This is a genomic window from Flavobacterium sp. MR2016-29 (assembly GCF_015350695.1).
Lineage (GTDB): Bacteria > Bacteroidota > Bacteroidia > Flavobacteriales > Flavobacteriaceae > Flavobacterium.
In genome coordinates, this window is record NZ_JADKPU010000008.1 from 78,130 (window position 1) to 103,040 (window position 24,911).

Below are 24,911 nucleotides of genomic sequence, written 5' to 3' on the forward strand. Positions count from 1 at the left end.
TTGGGTTTAAATCGATAAAATTGCAAATTAAAATCCCCATTTGTAAAAGTTAAAACCTATGAATTTTAAAATCATTTCTAGATATAAAAATTGTACTTTATTTTTAATATTTCTTTCTTTTAGTCATAACATTTCAGCCCAAAAACCAGCAAATTTAGACGGAGTACAAGTCGCATTTTTATCAGATGCTCACTTACAGGATTTGTTCGGAACATTTTCTGATAATGATTTTAAGGGAGTTATAAATACCAAAACCGGAAAATATACGTTAATAAGAACAATGGCATCGCAGTTGCATTCGACGAGAATTTTCAATGAAAATTATTTTGCTTTCATTGCAGCCTTAGAAGATATCGCAAAGCGAAAGATAAAATACGTTGCGCTTCCGGGAGATTATACAGATGACGGACAGCCGATACACGTAAGAGGATTAGAAAAAATTTTAGAACAATACAGAAAAAAATATACTATTGAGTTTTTTATCACAACAGGAAACCACGATCCTGTTGGACCATTTGCACAGGAATCTGGCAAAGAAGATTTTCTAGGTAAAGACGGAAAGAGTCAGCCCATTTTTAGCAAAGACGGCATGTATAAGCCGAATTTAACTACTGAACAGCCCGTTGTCATAACAGCCGATATTGCTAAAATGGGTTATCTAGGAATCACAGACGGATTAAAAAACTTTGGTTTTTATCCGAATAAAAAATACAAATTTTGGGCAACTCCTTTTTCAACTTACACGAGCGAAAATTACAGTTATGCAAAAGCAGCTGAAAGTGCTTTATTATCTAATCGAGTGTATAATGTTGCCCCCGGTTATGAAGTTCCGGATGTAAGTTATGTGGTTGAACCAGTTGATGGACTTTGGCTGATGGCGATCGACGGAAACGTTTATATGCCGAAGAAAAATGATGGTGATCCTAAAGATTCTAAAAGTTATTCTGAAGCAAGCACGGGTTATAATAATGTACTTTCAAACAAAAAACATTTAATTAAATGGGTCGAAAAAATTTCGGCGGAAGCCAAACTTCGAGGTAAAACTCTAGTTGCTTTCAGCCATTTTCCAATGATTGATTTTAATGATGACGCTTCTGCAGAAATAAAAGAATTATTAGGTCCAAATAAATGGCAGTTAAATCGCGTTCCGGTTGAAGAAGTAGCGCAGGTTTTTGCAGATGCAGGATTGCAGCTTCATTTTGGCGGACACATGCACATTAATGATACTGGAATCCGCAGGACGGAAAAAGGCAATACTTTGGTTAATATTCAAACGCCGTCTTTGGCGGCTTATATTCCAGCATACAAACTTTTGACAATCAAAAAAGACAATTTGATCGATATTCAAACCATTACAATTGATACAGTTTCGAGATTCGACGAGCTTTTTGATTTGTATAAAACGGAATATCAGTTTTTGCAAAGTCAAAACGCAAAAGACATTTGGAATGTCGCTATTTTAAAAACCAAAAATTACCACGATTTTACCGATTTTCATTTGAAAGAGTTAGTTCGTCTCCGATTTTTAGCCGATGATTGGCCTTCTTCTTTTCGGGATTTTATTCTAAATATTTCTGCAAAGGATTTATTGGTGTTAGCGAATATAAAATCGGATCAGAATTTTGATTTTATTCTAAAAAACAAAGAAAAATTTCAAAAAGAATGGAATGAAGCAGAAATAAAGTCGGAACAAATTTTAACTCAAAATCAGCTTAAAAAAGAAAATTTCAATTGGACAGGAAATGATCTTTTAATTGACTTTTACCGTTTTAGAAGTGCCGATGAATTGGCTCTTGTAGATGTTGGAGAACAAAGAGTTAAAGAATATAAAATATTGTCAAAGTTGTTTTTAGAAAACTTAAATGAAAAACCATTGCAAAAGCAAATGAAGTTGTTTTTTATCATCTTCAATAAATTCATGCACGAAGTTCCCGCTGATCATTTTACAGTCGATTTGAAGACAGGTAAAGTTAACCGCAAAGAGCGCTAAGGTTTACGCAAAGGGCGCAAAGATTTTTATTTTTGTCATTTCGACTGAAAGGAGAAATCGCACTAGTATATCGACAAAGATTGAAGACTTTCTTTGCGGATTAACGAGTGCGATTTCTCCTTTCAGTCGAAATGACATAGTGTATGTTTCAGGTTTCAGCCTGAACTTGACAACTGAAAAATAAAACTTGAAATTAATTATTAACCGGATCCAATCTCACATAAGTCCCATCATCATATTTAATTTGATAAGGAGAATTGAAGAAGGTACTCGGTAAATAATAATCGGTTGTAATGATTTGTGCGCCAGAATTTTTAGCGGCATTAAAATGCGAATAATCATTTGCGCGTGCTTCTTTTGTATCAGCATCAGCTCTAGTTCTTATAATGTATCCTTTTTTAACTAAATCAGCAATTGCGTGATCTTCTGGATTGTTGCGGAATAAAGTTGCCGCTTCTGGTTTTCCAGGTTCTGCATTAATAAAAACAGCACGTCCTTTTAATGAAGGATGATTTAAAGCATACAAATCTCTTTTGGCTCCATTGTTATCCAAAATAAATAAAAATTTCCCCTTCGCTTCTTTTAGCGTTGGCCAGTTATTATTTAAAACGGCTTCTTCTAAAGTTTTATATTTTCCACGAACCATATCTGGTGTGATCAATTTGTTTCCTAGACCTTTTCGAAGTTCTTTGTCTAAAGCATCAAATAATTCAGGTGTAAATTTCTCAGCTTTTGTACCTAAGAAGCTATCGTCATCTTTTGGCTCCAAAGTAATAAAAACAGGAACGTGATCGGGATTTGCATCAGACCATTTTTTAAGTTCTGCAAGACAATTTTGAAGTGTATAGCAAGATGTTCTAAAATCAATATCGATCATATGAAAAACTTTAAAACCTGGTTTTTTCATTTCTCCTTTTGGATCGTATGCAGTTTCAGATTTTGCAATATCCAAACCTTTTGGGTGCGCATATTTTCCACCTTTAGTATCACCTTGAACATCAATTTCAAGATTTCTTAAACCTTTATTTAATTGTTCTGTAATGCTTATGTGTGTGTATTGCAGGCCTTTCAGCGAACGCGTTGTGTCTTTTGCCTGAAGGGTATTATATAAATCAGTTTCGATCGCTTGGCGGTAACTGTTATGCGACCCGATAACTTGAAGCTGATTAATTTTTAGATTGTCATTTTGTGCCTGAGCATTGCAATTTAGAGCGCTGGCAAGAAATAATGTAAACAGAATTTGTTTCATGATTTGAAAGTGTAAATTTTATTAATACTGAGGACGCAGCAATAAAGAAAATTACCTTTTTTTGAAAACACTAAGTTAAAATCAGTATTTGAATTTTATGTTAGTTAAAGAAAAAGAAATCGCAAACAGATTGTCATTTTTGTGCAAAAATAGTAGTATTAATACATCAAAAAAAATCATTATTTAATTTAAAGATAACCTTCAGGAAAAAAACATTGGCATAACATTTTATTATTTTACATCACCAAACACTACCAAAATAAGCTATGAAGAATCCTGAAGTTTTTGAAAAAACGTATACTGATTACTGGAAAAAGCTAAATGCTTTCTCGTATACGATGACTCAGGATAAAGACTTGGCACAGAATATAGTTCAAGACGTTTTTATCGATTTATGGGAACGAAAAGACGACCTTAATATAAATGCTATCGAGCCGTATTTATTTAGAGCGGTCAAAAATCAGGTCTTTAAACATTATCAAAATAACCGTTTCGACAAGACCATTCTTGAAGATAAATTTGAAGATTATATTATTGATAATTTCGCTTCAATTGATCCAGAATTAATGGATTTGCTTTATTCTTTATTAGACAAACTTCCTGAGAAAAGAAAAGAAGTTTTGCTGATGTATAAATTTCAAGATATGTCAATTGATCAAATTGCAGATGAACTCGGAATTTCGAAACAAACTGTTAAAAATCAAATATCTTCTGCTTTAAAACAATTGCGCGAAGGCCTGAAAGACTTGGCTTGGCTTGCTCCATTTATCATTTTTCGTCAAAATTTTTAAGATAACTTTGTGTTAATGGTTTCATAATATTTCTCAATAGTACGATTTAAAGTTTCTGGTACTTACTGGTAATAATAAGTATTATGATAAAAAGAATCAAACATAGTTTAGAACATCTTGTAGACAAAAGTTCACGAAATAAAACTTCAGGAGCAGAAGAAAATCTATTGAACGATTTTGCTTTTGACCAATATCAGAATTCAAAATATAACGAAGCTTCGATGGGAAATTTAGATGAAGCTTCAAAAAATATATATGACGGAATTCAGCTTCGAATAGTGAAGAAGAAAACCATCAATCCTTATTTAAAATATATGGCAGCTGCCAGTATTCTTTTTCTTGTTGGTTTAGGATTTTTATTCAAACCAAGCGTTTCATCAGAAAAGCAATTATCATTTAAAACTTCGTCGATCCCCAAATCTATCAAACTAAGTGATGGTTCGAAAATTTATCTGGCAGCAAATTCATTATTTCAATATCCTGAAAAATTTGAGGGAGAAGAAAGAAAAGTTTCGCTTATAAAAGGAAATGCATTTTTTGAAATTGCCAAAGACAAAAGACATCCTTTTATTATTGCTTCTGGCGAACTAAAAACCAAAGTGGTCGGAACATCATTTCACATTCAATTATCAAAATCAAAGTGCGAAGTTATTGTCGTAACCGGAAAAGTAAATGTTACATCAAAAGGACAAAGTGTCGATTTAGTTCCACATGAAGAAGCCTTATTTGAGTCTCAAAAGTTAACCAAACAATTGGCAGATAAAGCTTATTTGGTGAATTGGTACTCGACAGATGTAATGCTTAATCAAACCACTCTTAAACAAGTAATTACCATTTTACAATATAAATACGGCGTTTCATTTCAATTTAAAAATGAGCAAGTATTAGCAACGCCGTTAACGGTATTCATAAAGAAGGACGCAACATTAGAGAATGTTTTAGAACAAATAAATTATATCACAAACCTAAAATTTAAAGTTTATGGCGAAATAGTAAAAGTAAACTAAAAAACAAAAAAGCAGTTGCTGAGAACAACTGCGATTAATAATTAAGTATCGTAAAAAAACCAATAACTTAAATCATGTATTTTAAACTTTCCTATTTAAATCTAAAGAGAATTGTCTTTTTAGTACTGGCGTTACTGGCCATTCAAAATGGTTACAGTAAAACTAATTTTCTTGAAAAATCAAAAGTAAAAAATAAAATAGAAAAAGCAACTTTAGTTTCTATTTTTTCAAAATTGAGTCAGCAGACTGATTATAAATTTAGTTACGGACAGGCTATTATTGCTGATAATACTGCTTATACGGTAAATTATACAAACGAATCGATTGCTTTAATTTTAAGTGACCTTTCTAAAAAAGCTAATTTCAATTATAATATTAATGGCAAATTAGTTTTGATTCAAAAAACAGAAGCGCCAAAAACGATAACTCGCAAAGCAGCTGACAAAATTAAGATAAAAGGAAAAGTAGTTGACGAAAATAAAGTGCCAATTCCGGGTGCAACAATCATGGAAACAAGCTCTTCAAACTCGACAGTTACTAATTTTGATGGGGAATTCGAAATTACTGTTGGCGATGGCAAAACAATCGAAATCTCTTATTTAGGCTATAAAAGCAAAACAGTTGCGGCTCAAAGTGGTTTTATGACCATTCAGCTAGAGCCAAATACTTCTGAGTTAAATGAAGTATTGGTTGTAGGTTACGGAAAACAATCTAAAAAAGATGTTACCGGAGCAGTTACACAGCTTGAAGCAGCAAATTTCAAACAAGGCCCTGTTATTTCTCCAGACAATTTATTGCAAGGGAAAGTAGCCGGTGTTCGTGTAGTTAGCACAAGCGGTGAGCCGGGAGCTGGAGTAAATGTTACCATTCGTGGTGTTGGATCTATCAGAAGCGGGAGTACACCTTTATTTGTTGTAGATGGTGTGCCATTATCAAATGATGATGTAAGTCCTGCAGCAACTAACGTAGGTTTTGGAAGTTCTCAGGCAAAAAATCCATTAAACTTTTTGAACAGCAGTGATATCGAATCGATTACCGTTTTGAAAGATGCTTCTGCGGCGGCGATTTATGGAGCAAGAGGTTCTAACGGAGTTGTTTTGGTTACAACAAAAAAAGGATCTAAAGGCGAAGGAACTTTAACTTTTGATTCGTATACAGGAATTTCGAATGTTGCTAACAAATTAGATGTTTTAAGCGCAGATCAATACAGAAAAGCGATTAAAGACCCAGCATTCGATCACGGAGGAAATACAGATTGGCAGGACGTAATTTACAGAACTGCAATCACGACAAATAATTCACTTTCGTTCTCAAAACAAACAGAAACTGGAAATTACTACGCTTCTGCAGCTCAGATGAATCAGGAAGGTATTATCAGAAACAGTAATTTTAAACGTATGTCGGGTAGAATTAATGCTGCTGAATCGTTTTTAGACAACAAACGTTTGAAGGTAAAAATGAATCTTACTGCAAGTGAAACTAAAGATGACGGAGTTCCTACAAGTGATGACGGTGGTTCTAACGGACAATTGATCGTGCATACATTAATGGCAAACCCAACGCGTTCTGTTTTTGATGCAAACGGAAATTACACCAACTTCAACATGAATGCGCATTATAATCCAGCGTATTTGCTGAGCATTTATGATGACCAAACACGCACTTTAAGAGTTTTAGGAAACTTAGAAGCGTCACTTAGAATTGTTGACGGATTAGAATATAAATTGAATGTTGGTTTTGACCGTTCTACAGCAGAAAGAAACACGACTATTTTTCCAAACTTGACAGATTTGAATCCAAAAGGGAAATATGTTCAAAATAATTTAGATTCTAAAAACTCTTTGATCGAACATTATTTGACTTACAATCTTTTATTAGACAAACACAAATTTGAAGTTTTAGGCGGATTCTCATATCAAAAATTTGAAAGATCAGGAACAGCTTTCAGTATTGACGGTATTTCAAATCAAGGAGTTGGTATCGCGCCATCAATAAATCCTGGTTTTGCTGGTACGCAATCTGGAGTTTCTGGATATGCGCAGGAAAATGAACTGCAGTCTTATTTTGGAAGATTAAATTATACTTTCAACGAAAAATATCTTTTGACGGCTTCTATGAGAGCAGACGGTTCGACTCGTTTCGGAAAAAATAACAAATACGGTTACTTTCCTTCATTTGCTTTAGGCTGGAATATTTCTAAAGAAAGTTTCTTAGAAAATGTAGAAGCTTTGAACAATTTAAAATTAAGAGCGAGCTGGGGTCAGACAGGAAATCAGGAAGTTGAAAATAAAATCACACAGGCAAGTTATTCATTATCTGGAGCTGACGGATATTATTTGTACAATGATTTGAATTTGGTAAACGGAATTTCAGTAAACAGAACGCCTAATCCTGATTTAAAATGGGAAGTGGTAACACAATATAACTTAGGTTTGGACTTTAGTTTTTGGAATGATAAATTCTACGGAACTTTAGATTATTTCAACAAAACAACAACTGATGCAATTTTGAATGTTCCTTCACAGGCTTTGAGTCCAACAACTACAATTTGGACAAACATCGACGGAAAAATCATCAATAAAGGTTTTGAATTTATGGTAGGATCAAAATTAATTGATCACAAAGATTTCTCTTGGAACATCGACATGAACGGAGCAACTTTAAACAATAAAATTGAAGATTTGCCAGTTTCAGAAATCTTAACTGGAACTATTTCAGGACCTGGACAATCAGGCGTAAATGCAAATATCTACAAAAGTGGTTACGCTGCAGGTTCATTCTATTTATTAGATCATATTGGTTTTGATGCAAATGGCGCTAATATCTTTAAAGATCAAAACGGAGACGGAAAAATTGACAACAGCGACAGAATTATTATCGAAGGAGCGCTGCCAACATTCTACTACGGATTTAATAGTGATATGAGATACAAAAACTTTTCGTTTTCTTTCTCTATCATCGGTCAAACGGGAGGTTACTTATTGAATAATACAGGATTGAATGCCTTAAACATAAACAACTTAGCATCTGACAGAAACGTTGCTACAGGTTATTATGAATCAGGAGCAAATGCTACGAACTCTCCAATTTTATCGACTCTTTTCTTAGAAAAATCAGATTTTATTAGATTGAATACAGCTCGCGTTGGTTACAATTTTGATTTAAAAGGAATCAATTGGCTAAACGGATTAACGCTTTACATTACAGGACAAAACTTAATTACGATTACGAATTATTCTGGTTACGATCCTTTAATCAACAGTCCGAAATCAAACGGAGGAAACCAATCAATTGGTATTGATTACGCTAGTTATCCAACTTCTAGAACATTCAGTTTTGGAGCAACTTTAAAATTATAATATTATGAAGACAAATACATTTTTTAGTATAAAATTAATCACATTATTCTCTTGCATCTTTTTATTTGCAAGCTGTACAGATCTTGACGAAGTTGTTTTAGATGAAGTATTAGGAGAAAATGCTTCTAATCCTGCTGGAGCTTTGGCGGCGGCTTACGACAGACTTGGAGATGGAACTTTTGTAGATCACGGAGGTGTTTTTTCTTTACAGGAATACACGACAGACGAAGCTATTTTGCCAACTCGCGGAAGTGACTGGGGAGATGGAGGAAAATGGAGAGACATGCATGATTTTACATGGAAATCTGATAATGCAATTGTGGGAGACAACTGGAATAAATTAACAAACGGAATTACACGTTCATTAACCGCAATTCAGTCTGCTGAAGAAAGTTCAATTCCGGAAAAAAAATTATTTCTTGCTGAATCAAAAGCTCTTTTAGCGTATTATTTATATACGACTTTAGATTTGTACGGACAAGCGCCATACAGAGATCCTTTAAATCCAAATGCACCTTTGCAGATTTTAAAAGCAGATACTCAAATTGATAAATTAATTACAGATGTTGAAGCTTTATTGCCTGATTTGGCAGATGTTGGCCAGCAGCAAACCCACACTGGAAGATTTACAAAACAGGCAGCGTATGGTTTTTTAAGCACTATGTATTTGAATCGTGCCGTATTTAAAGATCGTTTTAATGCAACTTCAAACTTCAATTTTAATGAACCTGCAGTAAGCGGAGGAGGAACAGATATGGATCGTGTTATTTATTACACTTCATTGTTGATCAATTCAGGAAAATATACTTTAGAAAGCAATTATTTTAAAAACTTTGCAAGAGATAATAATACTGGAACAGAGCTTATTTTTGCGATTTCTCAAAAGATAGATTACATACGAAATGGTTCAAACAGTTTTGCTTATGTATCTATGGAGCGTAACCAAAGAACTTCTGCAGCAAACAGAGGAACAAATGCGGCTTGTACAACTCCAGAATTTTACGCTACTTGGGATAATAATCATGATGACCCAAGATTTAATCAAGCATATCAATACGCAGATGGAACTTGGTTTACGAACGACGGAACAACTCCAAGTGTTCCTGCAACAGATATTGTACCTAAAAGTGCTAATTTGCCTTGGTTCCACTTTACAAGAGGAATTGTTGCAGGACCACAATACGGACCAATATTATTGGCTTCTGGATCGTTAGAAATGGTTAATGGCCGTATCAAAGTTTCTCCATTGTATATGGAAAAAAGCACTACAACCAGAATGGATTTTACACCATCATTAACATTTAAAAATCCTTCTCAAGCCGTTTTTGCTCAAAACGAAATCAATCAAGGTGCTCGTATTTTTAAATATGAATTTGATCCAGAAGGAGGAAACGGTAACAGTAATGTTGATATTCCATTGTATCGTTTAGGTGGAATTTACACCATGAGAGCAGAAGCGTATTTCAGAAAAGGAAATACAGCTTTAGCAATGGATGATTTAAACAAATTGCGTACCAGCAGAAAAAGAGAATCATTATATGCAAGCGCGCCAGGAAAAGCACTAACATCATTAGATGTTACACAATTGTATAACGAAATAGGTTTCGAATTATACTGGGAATTATACAGAAGACCTCAAATGATTCGTTTTGGAAAATTTGATTTGCCAGGAACTGCTAAACCTGCTTCTCAACCTTTCAGAAGAGTTTTCCCAATTCCGCAGTCAACGATAGATGTAACGAAAGAGTTTACACAAAATCAAGGATACAATTAAGTTTGTGTTAGTTTATTTTTTATTTTTTTACAAAAAGCCTGTTTCGAAAGAGACAGGCTTTTGTTTTTTTGTTTAAAGTTTCAGGTTCAAATGCGACTTGAATTGAGCTGATTTTTAACACATGGTTGGCAAATATTTTTTAATTTAAATTGTCTTTACAAGCATAAAAACGCACAGCTTTGCGAACTTAGCGTTTCTAAAAATTAACCTTTATAAAAACCTTGCGAACTTTGCGTTTAAATTCACAACAAATGGCCAACCTGAAACCTGAAACTTTAAACCTGAAACTTCAAACCTGAAACAAAATCAATCATTAAAAAAACTCTGTTCGTATAAATCCCAAACGCTGCCACTGCTGACGGCTTCTTTCATTTGTGCCATGATTATATTATCGCCATCGCATCTTAAATTAATCATTCCGTATTTTATTTTGGTTGAACTGTCAGAAACAGAACGCGCTAATTCGGTCGAAAATACAAGAGGTCTTTTAGATTTCGTATATTTTCCTGCACAGCCAATAGCATCAGCTCTTGGGTGCGAATACGATTCATTGTCTCCAGAGGAAATTACCGTTGCATACGGATTTACCTTATCCATAAAATCGGTTGTAAATTCAGAAGCTCCATGATGACATGATTTTGCCACGTCAACTTCAAACGGATTTGTATTTTGATAATGCTTGAGCAAATGATCTTCTGCCGGAATATTCAAATCGCCTCCATATAAAAATGAACGGTTGCCGTAGGTAATTTTCAGTACAATGCTATGACCGTTAATGGTGTGCGCTTCATCATCAAAATATTTATAGGCCAATTTGCCATTAATTTGTGAAGTTACGGGGCCTAGAACCTCAATCTTAAAATCTTTAGTATTAATGTTTTTTACAGGTATTGCACTTGTATGATCAATTCGCTTAAAACTATCGAGTCGGCCTTGAAGTTTGGCATTGTTTACAGCACCGAGAAATTTTTCCTGTAGATCCAGCATACCGCCTTTAATTTTCAAAGCGTTAAATTCGTCCAAAGTACCAAAGCAGGTTTCTAAATAATATTCGCCTTCGTGTTTGAATTTTTTTCCGAGTTCAGAATTGTATTCTAATTTCGGAAAATTGATTTTTTCATTATTGAATTTTGCTATTCCGTTATGAAAAATAGTTCCAATGGTATAATGTTCATCATTAATAATATCAATTAATCCTTGATAATGATCCTTATCAAAATGACTTACGAATATGTAATCAATGTGAACTTTTTTGTTATTGTCAAAGTAATATTTGTATTGCCATTTGCTTAAGTAACGGCTCAAATTATCATTTGGTCCTCCGTCAATGATAATTTTTAATCCGTTTTCATCATTTCCAACTTCAAGCAAAGCACCGTCTCCTTGTCCAACATCAACATAAAAACATTTTAAGGAAGGCGAGAGGCCAATACAAGTTTTATCAATCCAGCCTTCTTTGCTAAAAGCATACACTTTTTGCCAGTTTGCATTTTCTTCGGGTAAAATTTTAACGAATGAACCCATAAGAATCGTGTTGTTTTTTGATTTAGGTTTTCCATCTGTTCCAATATTTTTATAAACATCAGCATAAAGACTGGTAACAACTTTGTAAAGGTCTGCCATAATAATTAGGATTTAAGTTAATAGATTTAATTCATTTGTGATGAATAAATTTTTGGTCATGTGTATTAATACTATTACAAATATATGTAAATCAATCACATAGAGGTTGTTTTTGTAAGATTTTTTTTGTTTTCAACGTGTTGTTAATTGACAAAAAAGTACACTAAATGGTTTCATTTTATAATTTGAAACCATTAAAATTCAATATGCCATATGTCTGTTTTTATTTTATAAATAGCTTTGAGCCAGTTTTAATACACGTGAAAAAGTCTATTAAAATTCTTATGGTTTGTAGAATTGATCTTCCTCATTTTACCAAGAATTAATTTGCCTAACTAAAAAAGCAAATGATGAAAAATAAATTACTCAGCTTAAGGAGGACTTTCTTCAGTGCTAGATATTTCCTCTAATAAAAATTTTCGGCAATAGTGCAACCGAAAGATTCGTGAAATTTCATTGATGAATACTTGATTTAATTTAAAACAAAAGAAGAAGTTTTAATAATACTTATAAACCATTTATTAAACAAATTAAAAAATCAAAAATTATGAAAAAGTATCATGTATTATTCGTTGTTTTTTTCTTTTCGCTGGCAATGTCAGCCCAAAGTGCCCAGTCATTTTTGCTTAATTTATATGGAGGTTATACCTTTTCAGACAAAGTAGATTTTGACAATTCGTATGCAAAAGTAGAAGACGGTTTTGAGTATGGATTAGGTCTCGAATATTTTTTTATTGACAACCAATCAATTGAATTAAAATATAACAGATTTGATACAAATATGCCTTTGTACACAAAGATTGCCCTAAATAACGGTACCATTCCTCCTGGGACTCAGCTTAATGCCGGAGATGATAAAGGTGCAATTAATTATATATTAGCAGATTACACCTATTATTTCGGATAAAGTTCTCAAAAAGCAATTCCATTTATAGGAGCCGGTGCAGGGATCTCTATTCTTGAAACGCCACAGAGCGGCAGTGGTACTTACTTTGCCTGGGAAGTTAAAGCGGGTGTAAAAGTAAAAACTAATTCGCCATTGTCAATTAATCTTCATGCATATTTGCAATCTATGTCGGCAGCTGTTGGATATGACTATTATTGGGACTACTATTTTGGTCCATTGGCAGTTACTGATTATGCATCAACATTTCAATTTGGACTTGGAGCTTCCTTAAGTTATGATTTCAGTAAATAAATAAAAACAGATACAGGAGTTTCAACATCAAAACAAAAATTATGAAAAAGATATTTTTACTGCTCGTACTTGTATTATCCCTTTTTTAATATCTACTTCAAAAAAATAAAAGAAAGAAGCGCCAATTGATATTTAGTAACTCATTGTCTCATTAACTTAGACTTTAAAAAAAACATAGTTATTTTATAAAAATAGGTTGAGATGATATAAAGAATCAATTGTATTCTTGAACTATTTTTGATAGACAATTATTAAAATGCGAAATCATTTTAACCGTCTTTACTAACTTTCAAAAATTAAAAAATATCATGATACATCAAATTGACACAGCAGATAATATAGTTGCTTTTAGAGCATTAGCAGAAGTAACAAAAGATGATTTCCTTACTGTAGTAACTCCTGCGGTCGAACATTTAGTAAAACAAACTAATGAAATTAATTTCTTGCTCGTTCTTGATACTGATCTGGAGAACTTTAGTGCCGGCGCATGGCTTCAAGATGCGTTACTGGGATTAAAACATCTGGGAAAATGGAACAGAGCTGCGATAATTACAGATTCAGAAGAAATTATTTCTTTTACAAACGGATTTAGTTATGTGGTTCCAGGAGAATTTAAAGGTTTTAAAAAATTAGACTTTAATAGAGCTTTAAATTGGGTTGAAGGAAACATTGAGGTTAAATAAAATACCGTAGTTTTAAGACTAGTCTTTAAACCAAACATACAAATATAAAAAAGGCCTATAGAGATATAGGCTTTTTTGTTGGAATTTGGAATTTGCATAAAAAAAAAGCATTTCTAAATATCACAAGTGATTATAGAAATGCTTTCTTATAATTTTTATTCCGTTTTAATGATTGTATTCAATACCGCTATGGTGGATATCTTGACTTGTATCTGAAATTCTATTTTTGTATTTTTTGTAAAAAGCAGAAGCTAATAAAGGAAGTGCAAGACTTGCAACAAAAGCGCCTGTTTTATTTTGGCCAGCCTTTTTTAAGACTGCTCCAATTACTAAAGTACTTACTCCAGCACAAGCCAATTGTTTAACTGATAAATTTAATGTTTTATTTTCTAAAGCTTCAGGAACAATTCCGTGTAATAATGGGTCTATGAAATTTAAATTTTCCATGATTGTAATTTGTTTGATTATACTTAATTATATTTATGAAGATAGTTTTTCACTATCTGTTTCATTTTCTATTTTTTCAATTTCTACCTTTTCTTTTTTTATAGCCTGCCTAAGCAAAGCAAAAAGACTCATATAGGCATTTGCTACAAATACCAGCGAGAACCCTGCCAAAACATAGCCTCTCCAATCATTTAACAAAAGTTTATATTCGCATAAAAACAAAAAGAAAATAGTTATGTAATGGCTAAAACAATATTCACAGGTAAAGAGATAAAAAACTTTTCTGGATAATAAAAATCGGTCATTTTTTGAATGGTTTACGCACCATTCTCGAGGTTCTTTAAAAATTTCTTCATGCGTAACAGTCCAGCTTATACATGCTATTGGAATAGCTAAAATAAATAACCAGATTATTTGTGTTGTAATATCCATATACTTTTGCCGTTCTAAATCAATTTTATTCTCTTAAAATCAATAATTTTAAAATTAACCTAATTCAATTTTATAGCGGTTATATAGTTTTGGTTTTTTGTTATACAATTAAAATGAAAACACCTCATAATAAAATAACCGTTAAGTAATTAGCTTAACGGTTATTATCTATATTTTGACATAATATTTAGAATCTATCTTGATTAACACCTGGAAAAGGATCGTGAGAAACTTCGCTTAAGTTTAAATCCTCATCAACGTCATCTAAATCATCGTCGTCTTCTAAATCTTCATCATCAAGATCGCCATCTTCTTCTAAATCATCGTCATCAAATTCATCTGGATCAAGATCATTCGTAATTTGATTTTCTCCATTCAAAACGGGCTCATTTGGAAGATTTTCATTTCTATTGAAGTCATTTGTTTGATGGTTGACATCATCAATAAATTCTTCTTGATTTTGATGGAGATCTTCTTCTTGAATATTTTCATTAGAAGCTCTTTTTTCTTCTTCAATCAAATTCTCTTGATTTTGATTGTTAAAATTCCGATTGTTTTGATCGTAATTTTGGTTGTTTTGTGTTTCCATAATTCAATAGTTTTAGAATTAGTTATTTTTTAGTTGTCGCCGGCTTCTTAGCCTCTTTAGCTTCAGGTTTAGTCTCTCTTTTTGGAGAAGTTTCCTTTTTATCTATTTTTTTGTCTGTAGACTTTGCACCTGATGTTTTAGTGCTGCTGTTTTTTTGATCTTTTGTATTCATGATATTAAGTTTTAATTGTTTATGTTACAAATCTACTTCGGAAGGGGAGCTGATGCCTTACAAAAAAATCAAATGTAATTGTATAATTAACAGCACTTTATAATATAAGGTTTCGTTTTAATAATATAACTTTTAGATTGTATATGTAGATATTTTTCAAGATTACATTTTCATAGTTATTTTTTATTATAAGCGTTTAAATGATGTAATCTTTGATCACAATCTTATAAAATATGCATTGTTTTGAAACTTAAATTTGCCTGTCTTGTTGTGGATTTTTTAGTAGTAATAGATTGTCCACAAACTCGATCTTTAAAAATCTGAAAAATGAAAAAATTTATATATCAAAATAGTCTGTCGATTGTATTTTTACTGCTTTTTATTGGCGCATTTATTGGCCAGATTTTTTTTGGTATTGAAGAGTATAACAAGGATCTTCTCGAAAATGGCGGTCATGCCGTTACAATGAAGGAATATTTAACGACTGGACATTTTATAGAATCAACTTTTGAAAATTGGGAAAGTGAATTTTTGCAAATGGCACTGTTTGTATGGCTTACTATCTTTCTAAGACAAAAAGGTTCTTCAGAATCAAAAGGATTAGATGGAAAAGAGGAAGTCGACCGCGAACCTTCGGCTGAAAGAAAAGGAGCGCCATGGCCTGTGAAAAAAGGCGGACTTTGGCTTAAACTTTATCAAAATTCTTTAACCTTAAGTTTATTTGTTTTATTTTTTGCTTCTTTTGCACTTCACTTTTATGGAAGTTTAAAAGATGAAAATCAAATGAATGTTTTAAAGGGAAGCCCAGAACTTTCTTTTACAGAATATTTATGTGATTCAAGACTTTGGTTTGAATCTTTTCAAAATTGGCAAAGCGAATTTCTTTCTGTATTTGCTATCATTATATTATCTGTTTTTTTACGTCAAAAAGGCTCATCGCAATCTAAGCCAGTCGATGCTCCAGATAGTGAAACAGGTGAATGAATTAGTACTAATTTTGTTTTGTATTTTAAATCAATTAGAAATTTTATTCACTAAAAAAGACTACATTTGGCGAGATACATCAAATTAAATTTTAAATTAATTTGATGTAATGTTAAAGACTCTATAAATTGTTGAAAAACAACTGTCTATAATGTCTTTATCTAAAGCTTAACAATGATATGACTGAAATCCTAACGTTATATTATACGTTTTTCACATTTACTGTATTGCAGTAAATAAGTGGCAAATTGCCCAAAAATAAATTTTTCACTTAGTTAATTATACAATGATTTCAAATTTGGGCTTCCCAACAGATATTGATTTTTTAGATCATCTAAAAAATCATACCGCAAGTGCGCACAAAAAACTCGAAAACCTTTCTGTTTCAAAATCTATACTTTCTGCTGATATGAAAATAGGCGAATATTGCCATTATTTATCACTAATGTATGATGTACATAAAAGTACTGAGGATGTTATTTTTCCCTTCTTAAAAGATATTGTTTTCGATTTAAAAGAGAGAGAAAAAACACATTTGATTTATAATGATTTATTATTTTTAAATTTTAACAAAAACGGAAGCAGTATCGTTTTTGAAAATCAAAAAATCACTACTGCATTTGCTCTCGGAATATTATATGTTATTGAAGGATCTTCGCTTGGTGGCCGTTATATCTTAAAAAATGTAGAGACAATTCAGGGATTAGATCAGCAAGAAGGAATTTCGTATTTTACAGGATATGGCAATAAAACAGGCAGTTATTGGAAAAACTTCCTGAATACACTTACGGAGTACCAACAAAAAAATAAATGTGAAAACGAAATTATTGAAGGAGCCGTATATGCTTTTGAATGTATTTACAATCATTTTTTAAATGCATCAAAAAATGAAAATTAAAGATATTGTTAACCGCGATTTAGTCACCTTAACCAATTGCGAGCATGAACCTATTCATATTCCAGGAAGTATTCAGCCACATGGTTTTTTGCTCGGAATTACGCTAGATTGGAAGATTGATTTTTGTACAGGTAATATTTCGTCATTTCTGGACTTAAAACATGATGCCGTTTTAGGACATAAATTCAGTGAACTTTTTGGAAGTGACGCCCAGAAAAAATTATACCACTATCTTCATAACAGCAAACAGCTTGTTTTTCCGCTTGAATTAGAACTTCAGGAAAAATCATTTCAAATAAGCATACATAAAAGCGGAAATACTTATATACTAGAAGCAGAACCGCTTTCAACAGGAAAAGAACAGCTTGCCGATATTTATGCACAAACGATTCAGTTTGTGTCTAATATGAATAATACTCGTTCCTTGAAAGAATTATGCGCGCTTGTTGCCGAAGGAACTCGCGAAATAACGGGTTACGATAGAGTTATGATTTACCGTTTTGATGCTGATTATAATGGTGAAATTTATGCAGAAAATTGTCGGGAAGATTTAGAACCATTTTTAGGACTTCATTACCCGCATACAGATATTCCTGTTCAGGCAAGGGAATTGTATATGAAAAACCAAATACGTTTAATTGTAGATATTGGTTACGAACCTGTTCCAATTTTTACAATTGACGACAAAGAAAATAAGAATCTTGATTTGAGTCTTTCTGTGCTTAGGAGTACGTCGCCAATTCATGTCGAATATCTTAAAAATATGGGAGTAGGAGCGACGCTTACAATTTCGCTTATTCATCATGATCGCTTATGGGGGCTTATTGCCTGTCATCATTATTCGGCTAAAAATATTTCTCCCGAAATTAGGCTTGCCGCAAAACTTCAAGGGCAATTTATTACTTCGCAAATCGATTTAAGGCAGTCGAATGATGAATATGAAATTTCGCGTAAAACCAATAAGGCTCTTGAGCGTCTTATGGATTTAAACCTTGTAATGGAACACAAATCTTTTGAACGAATTTGTGCTAATCCTGAATTATTAAAACTTTGCAATGCCAGTGGTGTTTCAATTTGTATTGGAAATACAAAGTATAAAAACGGACTGACACCTTCTGATGAAGAAATAGAAAAGATTATTCAGCAGATACATCTTCATGAATACGGGCAAACATTTTCTACTAATAAGCTTAGTAATTTTGTGCCAGATTTAGTTGATTATAAAGATGTTTCAGGAATAATTTATCACTCTTTAGGCAATGGAAATAATATTATTTGGTATAGGCCTGAAACCGTTGCAGAGATTAACTGGGCCGGAGATCCAGAAAAAGCCATTATAATTGACAGCAACGGACTTCATCCCAGAAATTCATTTAATTTATGGAAACAAATAATTAAGCATCAAAGTAAAATTTGGCTTCAGCCCGAAATAAATGCTGCATCAACTTTTGCACATTCACTTCACAACCAAATTATTATGCTTTTGCTGAGTGAAGAAGAAGAAAAGTATCGCAACCTAAGTGAAGTATTGCGTGAAACCAATTTAGAGCTTGAAAATATTAACTGGATCAGTACGCACGACTTACAGGAACCTTTGCGTAAAATTCAGTTTATTGCCTCAAAAGTACTTTCAGATACGAACGAAATTCCATCTTTGTCAATTATAGATTCTTTACAGCGCGTTACAAAATCAGCCAACAGGATGCAGAATTTGCTGGTAGATATTCTAAAATATACAAGAATAAAAAACACTAAAGAATCTGTTCAAAAGGTGAGCCTGAACAATATTATGGAAGAAACCATAATAGAAATGAGAGATATCATTTTTGAAAATAAAGCTACGGTCAAATTCGAAAATTTGCCTGAAGTCCATGCTGTTCCGTTTTTAATGAAACAGCTTTTTTCTAATATTATGCAAAACTCATTAAAATATGCTTCACTAGAAAGACTTCCTGAGATTCATATCACGGCATCACAAAAGCCGGAGATCAATAAATATTCTAATAAGGTATATTGTCACTGGATCAGTTTTTCTGACAACGGAATTGGTTTTGAACAGGAATACGCCGAATCGATTTTTAAAATATTTACGCGATTGCATACACTCGAAAAATATGACGGTTCAGGAGTTGGGTTAGCATTGTGCAAAAAAATAATGCAGACTAGCCACGGAAATATTCGGGCATTTGGAAAATTAAATAAAGGAACTGAAATTATACTTTACTTTCCGTGTGATCCATCAGATACGTTAACTATCAATTGATTACATATTTGTAATAAAAAAGTATGAGATATTGTACTGATCAAAAAATGAATATAAGGAATGCTTTACATTTAGTATTGAATTATAACCTATAGTTATATTCTATTATGATAAATGTAAGAAAAAAAAGAAGTTATTGCGTAATATTGCATTTAAGAGTTGTTTTACTTACAAGTATTGCAAATTCCTCAAACAAATTCCTAAATCGTTTTACCTACTTATTATGTTCATTACAATTACCTCTAATCAAGTCCAATTTCGCTATGGTAAAAATCGTTGGCAATATGCTTTTGACGAAATAGACGAACTCGGAATAGTAAGAAGAAAGAAAACTTACTTTCTTGTTAATATGTTGTTTATTATCGTTACTGCTATCGCGTATTACAGTATGATTTTTACTCGCATACCTGATTTGTATTATATTATTCCAACATTATTATGTTATACTGTTTTAATAATCTTAAGGTTTCATGATAATGTAGAATTTGAATATTCTGTTTTAGTTCGAGATTGTTTTCAGCACGAAATAAAAATAAAAATTAAAGCCGCAGATCGTAATATTATAGGCAAGCAAATAGATCAATACCTAAACTTACAGTTTGATCGAATGGTAAAGAGAACAGCCTAACATTTTTAAAAACTTCCAATGTCATTATCCGGAATTCCCTCATACGATTTAGCATGTATTGCCATTGCTGTCGTGTATGGATTTATAATTACTACAAAGAAAAAATAACAATAAAGCTACTTCATTAACCTGCTAATGAAGTAGTTTAGCATGCATTAAAATTTGGTCTAGTTGCAATACAAAAAATGGTATTCGGCTGTGTCAGCTATTCCTTATCTCCAAATAAAAAATATGGCCACTTCAATCAAAAACAAAATCAAAAGTATCAGAGAACTAAAGAATTACACTCAGGAATATATGGCAGAACAACTCGGGGTAACCCAAGCAGGTTATAGTAAAATTGAAAAAGGAAAAACGATTTTATCCTATGTAAAATTGGTAGAAATTGCTCGTATTTTAGAAGTCAGTGTAGAAGATATAATAAGTTTTGACAGTGAGCGTTATTTCAGCAGTTTTAATAAGGTAATTGGAAACAACAACGGCAGTATTTTGATTAATACCGAAAATACTTCAACATTAAAATTACTTTATGAAGATAAAATAATACTTTTAGAAAAACTTTTAAGTAAAACAGAAGCAGAATTGGAGCGTTATAAAGACAAGTTTGGGGAACTTTGAAGTTTTAAAATTAAGCCTTTTTACAAACGAGCCGTATGATCAACAGCTCGTTTGATTAGTATAGTAGTACTATTAGCCTAACAATTTTTCAGTTTTCGAAAGAAATTTTTCAGTTGCTTCTTCGATGTCAAAATCCATACGGGCAGCCAAAACAGTGAGCCACCAAATTGATTCGCCTAATTTATGTTCTAATTCTTCTTTAGTATTTTCTTTTGGCCATCTGCCTTGTTGTGACATGGCGTGGCGTCCTACTAAACCTGCGTCTGTAAGAAAAGCTAAAGCATCTTCTTCAACAGTCCATTGACTTCCATGATGTGCGAGTTCTAATTTGTGATAAGCATCTCTTATTTTTACAGAGCGTTGTTTCAATTGTTCAAAATCTATTTTTGGCATAATTTAGTTTTTATGAAATGATTCCTGAAACGCGACAGGAGTAAGGCTTGTTTTTTTCTTGAATAATTTATTGAAAGATTGCGGATGCTCAAATCCTAATTTATAAGCAATTTCAGAAATTGATAAAGTTCCTGTTGCAATATATTCTTTTGCTTTTTCGATTAATTTATCATGAATAAATTGTTGGGTATTTTGCCCGTTGCTATTTCGCAGTAAATCGCTCAAATATCTTGGCGAAAGCTGGAGTTCATTGGCTATAAACTGAACAGTTGGCAAACCATTTTCAATTGTTTTTTCAGTATTAAAATAATCTTCCAGCAAGATTTCTAATTTACTGATAACATCATGATTAATAGCTTTTCTAGTCAAAAATTGGCGGTTGTAAAAGCGATTGCTGTAATTCAGTAAAAGCTCGATCTGAGATAGGATAACATCTTGGCTGAAACCATCGATACGTTCGTTTAGTTCCTTCTGAATACTGTGAAAAACACCTAAAATGGTTTCTTTTTCACTTTCAGATAAATACAAAGCTTCAGCAGCCGAATAACCAAAAAAGCCATATTGCTTGATTTTAGTATTTAAAGAATAAGGACGAATAAAATCAGGATGAATGTGCAATGACATGCCACTGTAATCTGCTTCTTCATCTTGCATGCGCAAAATTTGTCCAGGCGAAATAAATGACATGCCGCCTTCTTCAAAATCATAAAAGCCATGTCCGTATCTAAGTTTTCCAGAGAAATGTGTTTTGAAAGAAATCTTATAGAAATTTAAAATAATACCTTGTTGATAATCTTTTGGATCAAAAACGGCTTCACCATAATTCAAAATACCAATTAAGGGATGCGATGGCTTAGGCTGTCCCATAGCTTTATGCAGTTCTGAAAGTGAATCAAATATTTTAGGCTGTTTTTTCATAATTATATATTGAACTGCTTTGGTTTTTACAAACTTACGAAATGTTGTACAGCTGCGATATTCCAGCTTACAGTGCTTTGGTCAATCATACCATGAACGATAGAATCGCTTAATTCGCTCATCAATTTATGCATGGCATCGGTTCCGTCTTCTACGCTGTCCCAAATCAGGATATCGTAAACGATACCTTTTTTTAATTCCGAAATATTTCTGGAACGAAATCCCTTTTGGCGTTTCAAAAATGCATCTACTTCTTTGTTGGCTTCAATAAATTGTGCAACGGTACAACCATTCAGTTTAAAGGTAGTCAATTCTATAGCTTGATTTTTCATCTGTGATTAGTTTTAAAAAGTAAACATTTCTTTAATTTTCTGAACTTGATTTTCAGTTCCCAATTCTATTCTTTCATTGTACAATGCATTCGCATCATTTCCTGCTACGTATCGCAACTGTCTTTTATTGTCTGTTGCTGCTTCGTAAATAATTTGAGCAACATCTTCTACTTTTGAATAATTTGCGATTTGTTCAGCACTATAGCCTTTGCTTACTTCTGCTGTCAGTTTTTCATAGGCCTTGTGCTGGCCAACTTCCATAGAACGAATAGCAAAATCAGTCTGCATACCGCCCGGTGCAACTACTTTTACTTGAATACCAAATTGTGCCAGTTCGTAAGCCATACTTTCTGAAAAACCATCTACAGCAAATTTAGTTGCACTGTAAATAGAACACGTCGGAAAACCAATCAATCCAAAAGTTGAGCTGATATTTAAAAAAATACCACTTTTTTTCTCACGAAAATGTGCTGTAAATGCTTTTGAAACTCTAATTACACCAAGTAAATTAGTGGCAATCTGACGTTGAATTTGTTCATCAGTTAAAGATTCTAAAGCACCAATTAATCCGTATCCGGCATTGTTCATGACAACATCAACCGTATAATTTTCAGTAACTTTTTGTACAGTAGAATTAATTTGTTCTGAATCAGAAACGTCTAACGGAAGAATTATTACATTTTCTAAATTTTGTAATTCAGTTTCTTTTTCAGGATTTCGCATTGTTGCAATAACTTGCCATCCTTTATTCTGAAATAATTGAGCTGTTGCTTTTCCTAATCCTGATGAAGCGCCTGTAATGAAAATTGTCTTTTGCATTTTTTTATTGTTTAAAATTATAATGCAAAATTCAGCCGAAATGTAAAAAGTAATTTAGTCTTTTTGGTTGTTGTATAAGCCAAAATGACGAAAGTTGCTTTATTTCCAAAAAAATAGAAATTTCAAATGTCTTTTATTTTTATACCAATTCGAGCAATTTCTCAGTATTGATAACTTTTGCAAATTCCTCATTTAAACTCGCCAAAGCAGTTTGATGCATTAACTCCGAATCAAATTTTTCTCCATTTATTCCAATTCTGTCAAATGTAGCCGTTGCATCTGCAATTACGAAATTTTCATAACCCAAATTTCCGGCCATTCTGGTTGTTGTAGAAACACAGTGATTGGTAGTTAATCCAAAAATTACCAGATTTGTAATTCCTTGTTCGTCCAATTTTTCTTTTAAATCAGTTCCAATAAAAGCGCTGTTTACATTTTTGACGATAATGGGTTCGCCTTTAATTGGTTTTACTTCATCTTTTATTTCAAAGCCGGGATTTGATTCGTGCAATTTAGAATTAGGATGAATCGAACTGTGAACAATATGGAAAATAGGTAATTTAAGTATTCTCCATTTTTCCAGAATTTGAGCCATCTTGGTTTCAGCATCTTTATTGTTTCGATTACCGCCCCAAAAGGCTTCCTCATTAAAACCTTTTTGAACATCAATTATAAGCAAGGCGGGATTTTTGTCTCTAAGTTTCATTTGTATCTTTTTGATTATTAGGTTACAAATGTACTTTAGCAATTATTATAGAAAAAGGACAAACGATAGTCGTTTTAAGCCAGCATATTTTTAATTGCAGTTGGCAGTAGATCAATTTGATCATCTAGAATAACTCTTAATTGTTTAGACGTCTTATAACCACACAAATGCGCAATGTGTTCTATTTTATAATCAGAATTAGCGAGCAGGCTTTTGGCTTTTTCAATTCTTAATTTTGTTCTGTATGCGGCAATTGTAACGCCAGTTTCTTTCTTGAAAATCCGAGTCAGAGTTCGCGGACTCACATAAACCAAATCGGCTAAAAAGTCAATGGTTGATGTTTTTTCTAAATTGTAAATAATCCAATCCTGAATGGTATGAATTTTTTCATCGCGATGGTTTCGATTTTGAAGATAAACGCTCTCCTGTTCATCGGTTCCGTTTCTTCTTTTGTAAACTACAAGCTCTTTGGCAATGGCAGTTGCGGTATCTTTTCCGTGTTTTTCTTCAATTAAAAATAAGGCCAAATCGATTCCTGTTACAATTCCGGCGCTGGTATAAATGTTGTCAGATTTGGTAAATAAAGTATTTTTTTGAGGTTTTAAAAGCGGAAAATCTTTTTCTAATTTCGAAATAAGTTTCCAGTGTGTGGTACATTCTTTATGGTCTAAAAGTCCAGATTTAGCAAGCAGAAATGCGCCGGTACAAATACTGCAAATGGAGGTTTGATTTTTATTTGCCTGATGAAGCCATTCAAAAAACAACGGTTCATCTTTGAGATTCATTAATTGATGTGTACTGAATCCGGAAACAATAATAAAATCATTTTTTTGTGGCGCCGTTTCCGTAAAATGAAGGAGAGAAGAAAGTGCTAAACCCGAATTAGAAATAACGGAAGATACAGTGCTGACAAATTTCAGTTCATAATTCAAACCTAAATTATTGGCTTCCTGAAACACTTCTACAACACCGCTTAAATCCAGTAAACTGACTTCTTTCGGAATATAAAAATAAACCGTTGCTTTTAATTTTGTCATT

The 24,911-nt window shown here is 32.6% G+C and carries 25 protein-coding genes; 13 read left to right on the forward strand and 12 right to left on the reverse strand.

The features are described from left to right. Window positions 1-58: 58 nt before the first annotated feature. On the forward strand, window positions 59-1,990 hold the full coding sequence (locus IR010_RS16415) for a metallophosphoesterase family protein (RefSeq protein WP_194605414.1): 1,932 nt from the start codon (window positions 59-61) through the stop codon (window positions 1,988-1,990). Window positions 1,991-2,183: 193 nt separating this feature from the next. Here IR010_RS16415 and IR010_RS16420 read toward each other — a convergent pair whose 3' ends face one another. Then, on the reverse strand, window positions 2,184-3,239 hold the full coding sequence (locus tag IR010_RS16420; protein WP_194569630.1) for a phosphatidylinositol-specific phospholipase C1-like protein: 1,056 nt from the start codon (window positions 3,237-3,239) through the stop codon (window positions 2,184-2,186). Window positions 3,240-3,505: 266 nt separating this feature from the next. Between IR010_RS16420 and IR010_RS16425 the strand changes: the two genes are divergently transcribed. The 4 genes from IR010_RS16425 to IR010_RS16440 all read left to right on the forward strand — a co-directional run bounded on the left by IR010_RS16425 (window position 3,506) and on the right by IR010_RS16440 (window position 10,170). Continuing rightward, window positions 3,506-4,030 (forward strand): RNA polymerase sigma-70 factor, encoded by a 525-nt coding sequence (locus IR010_RS16425; RefSeq protein WP_029272548.1) that lies wholly within the window; start codon window positions 3,506-3,508, stop codon window positions 4,028-4,030. A gap of 83 nt (window positions 4,031-4,113) precedes the next feature. Continuing rightward, window positions 4,114-5,037 (forward strand): FecR family protein, encoded by a 924-nt coding sequence (locus IR010_RS16430; RefSeq protein ID WP_194605417.1) that lies wholly within the window; start codon window positions 4,114-4,116, stop codon window positions 5,035-5,037. 74 nt (window positions 5,038-5,111) lie between these two features. Beyond that, a complete protein-coding gene (locus IR010_RS16435) occupies window positions 5,112-8,396 on the forward strand; it encodes a SusC/RagA family TonB-linked outer membrane protein (protein ID WP_194605420.1) in 3,285 nt (1,094 codons plus the stop codon). A gap of 4 nt (window positions 8,397-8,400) precedes the next feature. Next, window positions 8,401-10,170 carry a RagB/SusD family nutrient uptake outer membrane protein gene (locus IR010_RS16440; RefSeq protein WP_194605423.1) on the forward strand — a complete coding sequence of 590 codons (1,770 nt, stop codon included), beginning with the start codon at window positions 8,401-8,403 and terminating at the stop codon, window positions 10,168-10,170. A gap of 306 nt (window positions 10,171-10,476) precedes the next feature. Here the strand turns inward: IR010_RS16440 and IR010_RS16445 are convergent, their stop codons facing one another. Continuing rightward, window positions 10,477-11,793, reverse strand: coding sequence for a ComEC/Rec2 family competence protein (locus IR010_RS16445; protein ID WP_194605425.1), 1,317 nt, complete (start codon window positions 11,791-11,793; stop codon window positions 10,477-10,479). Between the two features lie 547 nt (window positions 11,794-12,340). On the opposite strand from IR010_RS16445, the gene IR010_RS20150 reads away from it, so the two are divergent. From IR010_RS20150 to IR010_RS16455, 3 genes are all read left to right on the forward strand, one after another. Then, window positions 12,341-12,700 (forward strand): outer membrane beta-barrel protein, encoded by a 360-nt coding sequence (locus tag IR010_RS20150; protein ID WP_228515179.1) that lies wholly within the window; start codon window positions 12,341-12,343, stop codon window positions 12,698-12,700. A gap of 132 nt (window positions 12,701-12,832) precedes the next feature. Continuing rightward, window positions 12,833-12,991, forward strand: coding sequence for a hypothetical protein (locus tag IR010_RS20155; RefSeq protein ID WP_228515180.1), 159 nt, complete (start codon window positions 12,833-12,835; stop codon window positions 12,989-12,991). Between the two features lie 308 nt (window positions 12,992-13,299). Continuing rightward, window positions 13,300-13,674, forward strand: coding sequence for an STAS/SEC14 domain-containing protein (locus tag IR010_RS16455; protein WP_194569619.1), 375 nt, complete (start codon window positions 13,300-13,302; stop codon window positions 13,672-13,674). Window positions 13,675-13,839: 165 nt separating this feature from the next. Here IR010_RS16455 and IR010_RS16460 read toward each other — a convergent pair whose 3' ends face one another. From IR010_RS16460 to IR010_RS16475, 4 genes are all read right to left on the reverse strand, one after another. Further along, window positions 13,840-14,121, reverse strand: coding sequence for a PrgI family protein (locus IR010_RS16460; protein WP_029272541.1), 282 nt, complete (start codon window positions 14,119-14,121; stop codon window positions 13,840-13,842). A 33-nt stretch (window positions 14,122-14,154) separates the two neighbouring features. Continuing rightward, window positions 14,155-14,553, reverse strand: a complete 399-nt coding sequence (locus IR010_RS16465) for a hypothetical protein (protein ID WP_029272540.1) — start codon at window positions 14,551-14,553, stop codon at window positions 14,155-14,157. Window positions 14,554-14,740: 187 nt separating this feature from the next. Continuing rightward, window positions 14,741-15,142, reverse strand: coding sequence for a hypothetical protein (locus tag IR010_RS16470; protein WP_194605427.1), 402 nt, complete (start codon window positions 15,140-15,142; stop codon window positions 14,741-14,743). Window positions 15,143-15,164: 22 nt separating this feature from the next. Continuing rightward, window positions 15,165-15,314, reverse strand: a complete 150-nt coding sequence (locus IR010_RS16475) for a hypothetical protein (protein WP_157495080.1) — start codon at window positions 15,312-15,314, stop codon at window positions 15,165-15,167. A 327-nt stretch (window positions 15,315-15,641) separates the two neighbouring features. Between IR010_RS16475 and IR010_RS16480 the strand changes: the two genes are divergently transcribed. The 5 genes from IR010_RS16480 to IR010_RS16500 all read left to right on the forward strand — a co-directional run bounded on the left by IR010_RS16480 (window position 15,642) and on the right by IR010_RS16500 (window position 20,705). Next, the gene (locus IR010_RS16480) at window positions 15,642-16,298 is read left to right on the forward strand and encodes a DUF6766 family protein (protein ID WP_194605430.1); all 657 of its coding nucleotides are present in this window, start codon (window positions 15,642-15,644) and stop codon (window positions 16,296-16,298) included. A gap of 286 nt (window positions 16,299-16,584) precedes the next feature. Further along, window positions 16,585-17,196 (forward strand): biliverdin-producing heme oxygenase, encoded by a 612-nt coding sequence (locus tag IR010_RS16485; RefSeq protein ID WP_194605433.1) that lies wholly within the window; start codon window positions 16,585-16,587, stop codon window positions 17,194-17,196. After that, window positions 17,186-19,459, forward strand: coding sequence for an ATP-binding protein (locus IR010_RS16490; protein WP_194605436.1), 2,274 nt, complete (start codon window positions 17,186-17,188; stop codon window positions 19,457-19,459). The genes IR010_RS16485 and IR010_RS16490 overlap by 11 nt, the downstream gene beginning before the upstream one ends. Before the next feature lie 349 nt (window positions 19,460-19,808). Further along, entirely contained in the window at window positions 19,809-20,087 is a 279-nt protein-coding gene (locus tag IR010_RS16495) for a hypothetical protein (protein WP_228515181.1), read from the forward strand. Between the two features lie 231 nt (window positions 20,088-20,318). Beyond that, the gene (locus IR010_RS16500; protein WP_194569601.1) at window positions 20,319-20,705 is read left to right on the forward strand and encodes a helix-turn-helix transcriptional regulator; all 387 of its coding nucleotides are present in this window, start codon (window positions 20,319-20,321) and stop codon (window positions 20,703-20,705) included. A 72-nt stretch (window positions 20,706-20,777) separates the two neighbouring features. Here the strand turns inward: IR010_RS16500 and IR010_RS16505 are convergent, their stop codons facing one another. The 6 genes from IR010_RS16505 to IR010_RS16530 form a co-directional block, all read right to left on the reverse strand. Continuing rightward, on the reverse strand, window positions 20,778-21,098 hold the full coding sequence (locus tag IR010_RS16505; protein ID WP_194605439.1) for a MazG-like protein: 321 nt from the start codon (window positions 21,096-21,098) through the stop codon (window positions 20,778-20,780). A 3-nt stretch (window positions 21,099-21,101) separates the two neighbouring features. Then, window positions 21,102-22,016, reverse strand: coding sequence for a helix-turn-helix domain-containing protein (locus IR010_RS16510; protein WP_194605442.1), 915 nt, complete (start codon window positions 22,014-22,016; stop codon window positions 21,102-21,104). A gap of 26 nt (window positions 22,017-22,042) precedes the next feature. Beyond that, entirely contained in the window at window positions 22,043-22,348 is a 306-nt protein-coding gene (locus IR010_RS16515; protein ID WP_194569595.1) for a hypothetical protein, read from the reverse strand. A gap of 12 nt (window positions 22,349-22,360) precedes the next feature. Next, window positions 22,361-23,167, reverse strand: coding sequence for an SDR family oxidoreductase (locus tag IR010_RS16520; protein ID WP_194569593.1), 807 nt, complete (start codon window positions 23,165-23,167; stop codon window positions 22,361-22,363). 139 nt (window positions 23,168-23,306) lie between these two features. Next, window positions 23,307-23,873: a cysteine hydrolase family protein gene (locus tag IR010_RS16525; protein WP_194605445.1), complete on the reverse strand. Its 567-nt coding sequence runs from the start codon at window positions 23,871-23,873 to the stop codon at window positions 23,307-23,309. Window positions 23,874-23,947: 74 nt separating this feature from the next. Further along, window positions 23,948-24,910: a GlxA family transcriptional regulator gene (locus IR010_RS16530; protein ID WP_194605447.1), complete on the reverse strand. Its 963-nt coding sequence runs from the start codon at window positions 24,908-24,910 to the stop codon at window positions 23,948-23,950. Window position 24,911: the final 1 nt, after the last annotated feature.